This window comes from Clostridium sp. DSM 8431 (assembly GCF_900116755.1).
Taxonomy (GTDB): Bacteria; Bacillota; Clostridia; order Clostridiales; family Clostridiaceae; genus Clostridium.
In genome coordinates this window covers 1-9,123 of the sequence record NZ_FPBY01000138.1, presented here as the reverse complement: position 1 = coordinate 9,123, position 9,123 = coordinate 1, and the positions used below count along the sequence as shown (strand labels likewise).

Annotated in this window: 10 protein-coding genes; 1 reads left to right on the top strand and 9 read right to left on the bottom strand. The window is 27.3% G+C overall.

From position 1 onward, the window contains the following. Nucleotides 1–123: 123 nt before the first annotated feature. The 4 genes from BM384_RS12855 to BM384_RS12840 are packed head-to-tail and all read right to left on the bottom strand — an operon-like array spanning nucleotide 124 to nucleotide 4,528. On the bottom strand, nucleotides 124–1,359 hold the full coding sequence (locus BM384_RS12855) for an MFS transporter (RefSeq protein ID WP_090014189.1): 1,236 nt from the start codon (nucleotides 1,357–1,359) through the stop codon (nucleotides 124–126). Beyond that, nucleotides 1,356–2,765, bottom strand: coding sequence for a radical SAM/SPASM domain-containing protein (locus tag BM384_RS12850; protein ID WP_090014187.1), 1,410 nt, complete (start codon nucleotides 2,763–2,765; stop codon nucleotides 1,356–1,358). The genes BM384_RS12855 and BM384_RS12850 overlap by 4 nt, the downstream gene beginning before the upstream one ends. 17 nt (nucleotides 2,766–2,782) lie before the next feature. Next, nucleotides 2,783–3,562 carry a hypothetical protein gene (locus BM384_RS12845; protein ID WP_090014185.1) on the bottom strand — a complete coding sequence of 260 codons (780 nt, stop codon included), beginning with the start codon at nucleotides 3,560–3,562 and terminating at the stop codon, nucleotides 2,783–2,785. 9 nt (nucleotides 3,563–3,571) lie between these two features. Beyond that, complete coding sequence (locus BM384_RS12840; RefSeq protein WP_090014182.1) at nucleotides 3,572–4,528, bottom strand: peptidase U32 family protein; 957 nt, start codon at nucleotides 4,526–4,528, stop codon at nucleotides 3,572–3,574. A gap of 293 nt (nucleotides 4,529–4,821) precedes the next feature. On the opposite strand from BM384_RS12840, the gene abc-f reads away from it, so the two are divergent. After that, a complete protein-coding gene (gene abc-f, locus BM384_RS12835) occupies nucleotides 4,822–6,387 on the top strand; it encodes a ribosomal protection-like ABC-F family protein (RefSeq protein WP_090014180.1) in 1,566 nt (521 codons plus the stop codon). Between the two features lie 152 nt (nucleotides 6,388–6,539). Here the strand turns inward: abc-f and hisE are convergent, their stop codons facing one another. The 5 genes from hisE to hisH form a co-directional block, all read right to left on the bottom strand. After that, complete coding sequence (gene hisE / locus BM384_RS12830; RefSeq protein WP_090014178.1) at nucleotides 6,540–6,872, bottom strand: phosphoribosyl-ATP diphosphatase; 333 nt, start codon at nucleotides 6,870–6,872, stop codon at nucleotides 6,540–6,542. A gap of 12 nt (nucleotides 6,873–6,884) precedes the next feature. Continuing rightward, complete coding sequence (gene hisI / locus BM384_RS12825) at nucleotides 6,885–7,223, bottom strand: phosphoribosyl-AMP cyclohydrolase (RefSeq protein WP_090014177.1); 339 nt, start codon at nucleotides 7,221–7,223, stop codon at nucleotides 6,885–6,887. Nucleotides 7,224–7,234: 11 nt separating this feature from the next. Further along, the gene (gene hisF, locus BM384_RS12820; RefSeq protein ID WP_090014175.1) at nucleotides 7,235–7,996 is read right to left on the bottom strand and encodes an imidazole glycerol phosphate synthase subunit HisF; all 762 of its coding nucleotides are present in this window, start codon (nucleotides 7,994–7,996) and stop codon (nucleotides 7,235–7,237) included. A 1-nt stretch (nucleotide 7,997) separates the two neighbouring features. Further along, complete coding sequence (gene hisA / locus BM384_RS12815; RefSeq protein ID WP_090014173.1) at nucleotides 7,998–8,720, bottom strand: 1-(5-phosphoribosyl)-5-[(5-phosphoribosylamino)methylideneamino]imidazole-4-carboxamide isomerase; 723 nt, start codon at nucleotides 8,718–8,720, stop codon at nucleotides 7,998–8,000. Continuing rightward, a partial coding sequence (hisH, locus tag BM384_RS12810; RefSeq protein ID WP_139232112.1) for an imidazole glycerol phosphate synthase subunit HisH occupies nucleotides 8,720–9,123 on the bottom strand: 404 nt, incomplete at its 5' end. The genes hisH and hisA, both read right to left, overlap by 1 nt.

Genomic DNA, 9,123 nt, shown 5'->3' with positions numbered 1-9,123 from the left:
ACCCTTTTTTAAAAAATATTATTTTTTAAAATTTACTTGACTATTATTAGCTGGTCTTAATAAATATAGATTTATATCATCTAAGTCATGTATACTTTACCGGCTGACTTAGCAACATACAACTTATGTATTAATAAACTTCTTCTTATAAATTAATATTAAAATAATAAGTAAAATTACGCCTAACGCAGAAAACATAAAAACAAATCTTAATCCTATGTAATCTGCTAAAACCCCAGAAACTCCAACTGATAATGACATAAACATCATAACTATAACATCTGATATTCCAAGAACTCTTCCCATTATTTCTTCAGGTATAGCTTTCTGCTTAATTGTCATTGCAGCTACACTTGTTACACACATGGCTATTCCTATTAAAAAGTATGCTACCATTGTAACTGGAAATATTTTTGACATGGAAAATAACGCCATTCCAATACTAAGTAATATACACCCAATAATAATTATATGGATATTGTTAGATTTTTTATTTGATATATGATTTAGAATTATAGTTCCAATAATAAATCCAACACTTAATACAGCTTCTAATATACCAAAAAATTTAACATCTAAGTTTAATACATCTTGTATAAAAATTACTGCTAATGTACTAATTGGTGCTGTAACTATGTTTAAAATAATTGATATTAATAAAACTAATAAAATAATTTTACTTTCAATAATATACTTAAAACCTAATTTTAATTCATTAAAAACTTCCTTAACATTTGAATAGGATATCTTTTTAATTTCACTTTCCTTGTAACATATTTTATAAATACAAAGTGCTGCTAAAAAATAAGATATTGAATCAATAGTAAAAACAATTTTTAAACTTAATACAGATGAAACTATACCACTAAAAACAGGTAAAACTATTCTTAAAACTTCATTAACACTTGTCATTAAGGAATTAGCTCCTAATAAATCGTCTTCTGATACAAGAATAGGTATCATTGAATATTTTGCTGGTGAAAAGAATAAATCTAATGTAGTCATTAAAAAACTTACCCCATAGATATAATAAAGATTTAAACAATTTATATAAACTAAAAATAAAAGTACTCCTATAAAAAAGCCATTTATAATATTTACAATACACATAACTTTCTTCTTATCAAATATGTCTGAAGCTAGTCCAGCAATACCTCCAAATAATACATATGGCAACATTGAAGTTATTACATATCCTCCTATTGATGACGCTGAACCATACTCAGTACTTATATACCATATAATTGCAAAATAATGAAGATTTGAACCTACTAAAGAAATTATTTCACTTAATAAAATCCATCTAAAATTTGCATTTTTTAATAAATTTATAATATTTTTATCTTTTATAATTATCACTCCATTTCAGAATTGACATTTCCAATATATTTAATTTCCTTGTAATTACTTCCCAATCTCTGTATTATCCCCTCAATAACTATACTGTAATATTCACACAACTTACTTTCATGCTTCAAATCAGAAAATTCACCATATGATTCTGTTGTACATCCTCCACAACAAATATATTTCCAAGTGCAATCATTACATTTCTTTATATTTCTTACATTTCTTTTTCTAATATCATTAATAATATCTGATTTATCTACCAAATCAACAAGTGACATACAATCGTTTATATTACCTAAAATAAATTTTTTTTCATCTTTACAACCAAACATATAATCACAAGGTAGTATTCTTCCATCTTCACCAACAGCAATATTTTGACTACCAGCACCACAAGGCGAATTCATACAACTCCAATTCCTTCTAAAAGTTGTTATATTATTAATTATTGGAGCTAAACAAGTCAACTTGATTTTATCGCCATTAAGTTTATTGAATTCAATTGCCTTATCCAAAATTTTTAAGTGATTTTTTGCAAACTCAATTTGATCTGGCTTCTCACAATTTTCTCCTCTACCTTGATTATGGCAAAGCATAAATTTCATTCTATAAATTTTATTACTAACAAAAAAATCAAATATTTCTTCCATTTCATCTGTATTTGTAATAACAGTTGCTGTTTTTACTGTCATATCATATTTCCTTAAAAGTTTAACAGCCCTCATTACTTCATTAAATGATCCTTTTTGATTAGGATAAAATCTATTTCTATCATGTATACTTTTAGGACCATCAAAGCTTAACCCTATATCAATTTTATTTTCTTTTATAAATTTTAATTTTTCATCGTTTAATAATGTCCCATTAGTTTGTAATACAAAACGAATGTTTTTATCATGTATAACCGCTCGTTTATTAGCATATTCTACTGCTTTTTTTATCTTTTTGAATGCTAATAATGGTTCTCCTCCATGAAAATCAATTGTAATATTTTTATTAGGTAAGTTTAAAAATGCATCAATTGTTTTTTTTATTTGTTCTTCTGATATGCTTATACCACTCTCACAATTTGCAAAACAATATTTACACCTTAAGTTACAATCGCTTGTAATATGTATAACTCCCAAAGATGGATATTTTTTTATATATGTATCATAAATACTATAATCAAAGTATTGTTTTCCATTAATAAGAAACATATTTGCCTTATATAATCCAATAAATTCTTTTTCACTTATATTGAATTTTTCTAAAAACTCACTCACTTCAACCTTATCATCAATATCTTGTAAAATATTTATTATTTTTTTAGGAAGTAATGCCCATGATCCTGATTCCTTATCAACAACAATATTTTTTCCATCACGAGAGATTAATCTTAAATTTTTATTTTTTGCAACTACCCCATTCATCATAAATGCCCACTCCCTATTTATAATTCTCTATGACTTATTATTCTTTTAAACCCCATCTTTGCTAATTGTTCTTTTGATATCATATTATTATAATAAAAAACAGTATTCCCCTTTTGAAACACCCTACATGGGAAACTTTTATTTTTATACTCAAGAGCAGTATATTGACAACATTGTTCATTACATGCATAATCATTTCCATTACTATATGTTAATTTATTATTTATGCATAACCTTGTTGTGGTTATATATCCAAATGGATAATGTACTGAATAATTAAACTTACTTTTTTTTAATCTTACTCCGTGCATAGGACAATCAAATTCTATATTTTTTATGTTAAGTTTACTCAAAAGATTCTGACTAACCTTTGTTAATAAATTACTACACTTATATAAATCATATATTTCTTTTGGAAGTGCATCTTCTGCAGTCTTTATTCTTGGATCTCTTTTTATCTTATTTAATAATCTTCCTACTATAACATTAGCCTCAGGATATTTTTCTTTTATAAAATATATAGTACCCCAGTCATTTGCTACTATTTCAAAACCAGGAGATAATATTTCCAAATTATCTATAATTTTTTTAACATTACTCAAGCCCTTATCTGTAAGATAAGGAAAAACTATAGTTAAATATTTATTATTTTTATATGTATAGTCATAAGCATCTTTAAATTTTTTTAAAGATGGTATCTTATTTTCACAAAATTCTTCTCCAAAATATATCCTTCTATAGTTATCAGGAACACTACTAATATCATTAATATTTTTTATAAAAATAGCTTCTTCCATAATTTCCCCTTAATAATAACATCTATCATAACATTTTTTATTGTAAATTTTTAAATACTCTGATTTTACTAATTTAATCAAATCAGATTCATCATTACAAGTTTCAGATATCTTTCTTACTCTATATAAAAATTCAACATCTTTAACTTTCTTTTCAGTAACATACTCTCTACCAACAATTTTTAAAGCATCTACTCCCATTTTTGATAACCTTGCAATTGAACATACTCCACAACTTTGATTAAAGGTTCTTTGACGCCGTCTATACTCTCCTTCAATATCTAACAATAAATCTGATGAATGTCCTTTTTTTAAAAACACCTTCATCTGCTCTACAGCTCCACATCCTCCACCTTCAAAAGATGGATCTTTAATATAATTACCTAACGAATGTTCATATGTACAATAACCATCATCATATTGACAATTAGTATTTAAAACTATTACTTCATACTCAATATTAGAATCTTTTTTTATTAATCCATTTATTTCATCTATTGTCATATGTCTTGGTAAAATTACTCTTGAAGCACCATGTTTTTTGCAAAATTGAACGCCTTCAGCATTATATATAGATGCACAAGTACTTATATGAATATTAATTTTATATTTTTTTTCTTTTATATAACTAACCAATCCCAAATCTGATACAATTACAGCATCAACACCTAATTCACAAAATTTTTTAAGATTATATTCTATATAGTTAAACTCTTCTTCAGTATATATAGGTTCATTTAATGTCACATAAACTTGTACATTTCTTTTATGACAATAATCTACTACTCCTTTTAATTCATTAAAAGAACTTAAATTACAATTATCAAATGGTCTTCTATTAATAAATGGCAGGCTATATTTTTCTGTTAATTTTTTATCTATAATTCCGCAATATACTTCATCTGCACCTGCATTTATCACTTTTTCTACTTCTTTTAATGAGCTTATAGGTGCTAATATCTTCATTCAATCACCTCTATAATTCTTACATCGATATTGTATATATTTTTTCTTTTTCCGTCAACTTTTTACTTATTTATTTTTTTCTTTCTTTTTTGTATTTTTACACAAATTTATTCACGATTCAATTAATTTTTAAATTATTTTATTTATATTTGAATAATACCTAATAAAAAAAGCAAACAATCAATTACTTTTTTTTTCTTTTATTAAATTATTTGATATAAAATCAAATATATGTTATCTTTTTAATTAAATAAAAAACAAATTCTTATTTTAATTTTTAAGGAGATGATAACATGCCTCAAATAAGTGTAAATAATTTATCCTTTCAATATAATAATTATGGAGAGGATATATTTAAAGATGTTTCTTTTTCTATTGATACTGACTGGAAACTTGCATTAATCGGAAGAAACGGACGTGGAAAAACAACTTTTCTTAAGCTTTTAATGGGCGAATATGAATATAGTGGTACAATATCTAGTCCTGTTAAATTTGAATATTTCCCTTATGAAGTCAGAAATAAAAAAGCTATAGCCTTAGAAGTTATTAGAGAATCTATCGCTCCTTTTGCCTTATGGGAAAAACAAATAAATGAATTTTCTAATTCTCCATCACAAATTAATGAATATGGCGAAGTCCTTGAAAAATTTATTTATTATGATGGCTATATCATTAATGAGATGATTGAAAAAGAAGTCCGTAAAATGAATCTTGACCCAGATTTATTAAACCGTGTATTTGAAACCCTAAGTTATGGAGAACAAAACAAATTGTTATTAATAGCTTTATTCTTAAAGAAAAATCATTTTTTATTAATAGATGAACCAACCAATCATTTAGATACCAATGGAAGAATAGCTGTTTCTAAATATCTTGCTTCAAAAAAAGGTTTTATTGTTGTCTCACATGATAGAAATTTTATAGATAATACTGTTAATCATATTTTATCAATTAATAAATGTAGCATTAATGTTCAAAAGGGAAATTTCACCACATGGCAGTTAAATAAAACCAGACAAGATGAATTTGAAAAAGCTAAAAATGAAAAATTAAAAAAAGAAATTGAACGACTAAAAAATGCATCTATACAGAAAGAAAATTGGGCAAAGCAAACAGAGGCCTCAAAAAATAGCAGTACCTCATATGATAAAGGTTATATTGGTCATAAAGCTGCAAAAATGATGAAAAGAGCTAAGTGTATAAATGCACGTAAAGAAAAATTTATTAATGAGAAAACAACTCTCCTAAAGGATTGTGAAGTTGAAGAAGATTTAGACATGCTAATATTATCTGAAGGAAATGACACTATACTTGATATACATAATCTTCAAATATTTTATGATAATATGCCACTCTTTAGCCCCTTAAGCTTTAAAATAAAAAATGGCACTCGCTTATGGCTTCGTGGTACTAATGGATGTGGAAAATCAAGTATTATAAAATCTATACTTAATGAAAATATAAATTATTCTGGTACAATTATAAAACCCCAAAAAATATCTTATATTTCTCAAGACACATCATTTTTAAAAGGTACTTTAAAAGAATTTATTATTGAAAATTATATTGATGAAGCTCTTATAAAAAGTAAACTATATAAAATGGGATTTGAAACAAATCAGTATGAAAAGAATATAGATGAATGGAGTGAAGGTCAAAAGAAAAAATTATTAATTGCAAAAAGTTTATGTGAAAAAGCTGAATTATTTATATGGGATGAACCTTTAAATTTTCTTGATATAATCTCACGTTTACAAATAGAAAAACTTATATGTAATATTAAACCTACAATGTTATTTGTAGAACATGATATATCTTTCGGCGAAAAGATAGCAACTGATATTTTATGGATGAAATAAAAGTGATCTTCACAATACTTTGTAGCGTAAAAACCACTTTAACTATAAATTTATTCGGATTGGCCCCTTCAAATGGGGCAATTTAATTCAATTACTCTTTAATTCTAAATTCTATATTAACTATGCATTCTACATTCTAAATTACTTCTAAATTAATAGTTTTTAATTTCTTTTCTTTCACCTTTAAAATTATTTATCTTATTAGCTCTTTTCTTAAGCTCCTCTTCAACCATTTCAACTGGTATATCAAGCTGAGCCATTAAAACAAGTAAGTGGTATGTTAAATCAGAAATTTCATTAACTTGATCTTCCTTACTTTCTGCAAGTGCACTAATAACTACTTCTGTACACTCTTCTCCAACCTTCTTTAAGATTTTCTTAGTTCCTTTATTAAATAAATAAACAGTATAAGAACCTTCTTCACCATTTTCTTTTCTATCTAATATTGTTGAATATAATTCTTTTATTGCACTTTCATTTTCCATTATAAATACCCCCTATAAATTTCTATAAAAACAGCTTCTATTTCCTGTATGACATGCTGCTCCTACCTGATTAACTAATAGTAATAATGTATCATTATCACAATCTACCTTTATTTCCTTTACATATTGTAAATGTCCTGATGTTGCTCCTTTATTCCAAAGCTCATTTCTACTTCTACTATAAAACCATGAAGTATCTCCTTCTAATGTTTTTATAAGACTTTCTCTAGACATATAGGCAAGCATTAAAACTTCCTTATTTTCAGCATCTTGAACAATAGCAGGTATTAATCCATTTCCCTTATCAAAGTCAATTAAATCTACCTTTTTCATTATTTCTTCTTTATTCATAATATCTTCCCCTAAATTCTAACTGCAATCTTCTTTTCATCTAAATACTCTTTAACCTGTCCAACAGTTAATTCTCCATAGTGAAATAATGAAGCTGCTAAGGCTGCATCTGCATCAGCTTCATTAAATACATCATAGAAATGTTCTAAACTTCCACATCCACCAGAAGCTATTACTGGCACATTAGTTAAATTAGATACTGCCTTTGTAAGTTCAATATCAAAACCTTTTTTTGTTCCGTCAGCATCCATAGAAGTTAAAAGGATTTCCCCAGCTCCAAGCTTTGTACCTTCTTCTATCCACTTTAAGGCATCAATACCTGTATCTTTTCTTCCACCTTCAATAACTACATTCCATCCACTATTATCAGGTCTTCTTCTTGCATCTACAGCTAATACAATACACTGATTTCCAAAGGTATATGCTCCTTCTTCAATAAGTCTTTTGTTTCTTACAGCTGCAGAGTTTAAGCTTATCTTATCAGCTCCAGCTCTTAGGATTGTCTTTATATCATCCATAGTCTTAAGGCCTCCCCCTACAGTAAAAGGAATAAAAATATTTTCAGCTACACGTTCAACTACATTTTTCATTATTCCTCTTCCTTCATGAGTAGCAGTTATATCTAAGAAAACTAATTCATCAGCCCCTTGTTCATAATACATTTTTGCTAGTTCTACAGGATCTCCAACTTCTTTAATACCAACAAAGTTTATTCCCTTAACTACCTTTCCTGCTCTTACATCAAGGCAGGGTACTATTCTCTTTCTATGCATATTACATTTCCCCCTTTGATACCTCTATAGCATCTTTTAATGAAAGGGTTTCTGCATAAATTGCCTTTCCTGTTATTGCTCCATATATATTTAATTCTTTTAAAGCCTTAATATTTTCAATATCTCTAATACCACCTGAAGCAGTAATATTTATATCAACTTCATCCTTTAACTTTCTAAGCATTTCAATATTTGGTCCTTCTAAAGTTCCATCCTTGCTTATATCTGTTACAATAACAGTCTTAATTCCAAGTTCTTTAAGCTTTTTAGCAAAATCTATATAATATAATGAACTCTTTTCAAGCCACCCTCTTCCGCAGGCATATCCATCTTTGCAGTCAATTCCAACAGCTATTTTTTCACCATACTCAGCTACTGCCTTCTTAACTAATTCTTCATCTTCCATAGCACTTGTTCCTAAGATTACTCTAGAAACTCCATTATCAATAAAATATTTTATAGTTTCAAAATTTCTTATACCTCCGCCAACTTCAACAGGCACCTTAACTGACTTAGCTGTTTTAATGATAACATCACCATTTACAAGTTCACCTTTTTTAGCTCCATCTAAATCTACAAGATGAATATATCCTGCACCTAAAGCTTCAAATTTCTTAGCAGTTTCAAGAATATCCTCAGCTACTATTTCCTTTTTATTATAATCTCCTTGATATAGTCTTACTGGTTTTCCATCTATAATATCAATTGCAGGTATAATTATCATTAAATCAACTCCTTAAAATTAATAAGCATCTTAAGTCCATCTTCTCCACTTTTCTCTGGATGAAACTGTGCTCCTATAATATTATCTTTTCTAAATAGTCCAGGTATTTTAAGACTTCCATAAGATGAATATCCAACTAAATCTTCATCATTATATTCTGAAGCACGATATGAGTGAACATAATATACAAAGGCATCTTTTTCAATTCCCTTTAACATATCGTCTTCTCTATTTTTCTCTAAGTTGTTCCAACCAATATGAGGTATCTTAACACTTGGCTCTTCCATTTTTGTAACATTTCCCTTTAAAAGTCCAAGCCCCTCTGTTTCTTCACCTTCATATCCCTTTTCAAATAATACCTGCATGCCAAGGCATATACCAAGAAGAGGCTTTCCTCCCTTTG

Excerpts from the sequence above, each read along its gene's own strand:
- abc-f (WP_090014180.1), top strand. The coding sequence starts at position 4,822 with ATGCCTCAAATAAGTGTAAATAATTTATCCTTTCAATATAATAATTAT.
- BM384_RS12845 (WP_090014185.1), bottom strand. The coding sequence starts at position 3,562 with ATGGAAGAAGCTATTTTTATAAAAAATATTAATGATATTAGTAGTGTT.
- hisI (WP_090014177.1), bottom strand. The coding sequence starts at position 7,223 with ATGAATAAAGAAGAAATAATGAAAAAGGTAGATTTAATTGACTTTGAT.
- hisE (WP_090014178.1), bottom strand. The coding sequence starts at position 6,872 with ATGGAAAATGAAAGTGCAATAAAAGAATTATATTCAACAATATTAGAT.
- hisF (WP_090014175.1), bottom strand. The coding sequence starts at position 7,996 with ATGCATAGAAAGAGAATAGTACCCTGCCTTGATGTAAGAGCAGGAAAG.
- hisA (WP_090014173.1), bottom strand. The coding sequence starts at position 8,720 with ATGATAATTATACCTGCAATTGATATTATAGATGGAAAACCAGTAAGA.
- BM384_RS12840 (WP_090014182.1), bottom strand. The coding sequence starts at position 4,528 with ATGAAGATATTAGCACCTATAAGCTCATTAAAAGAAGTAGAAAAAGTG.
- BM384_RS12850 (WP_090014187.1), bottom strand. The coding sequence starts at position 2,765 with ATGATGAATGGGGTAGTTGCAAAAAATAAAAATTTAAGATTAATCTCT.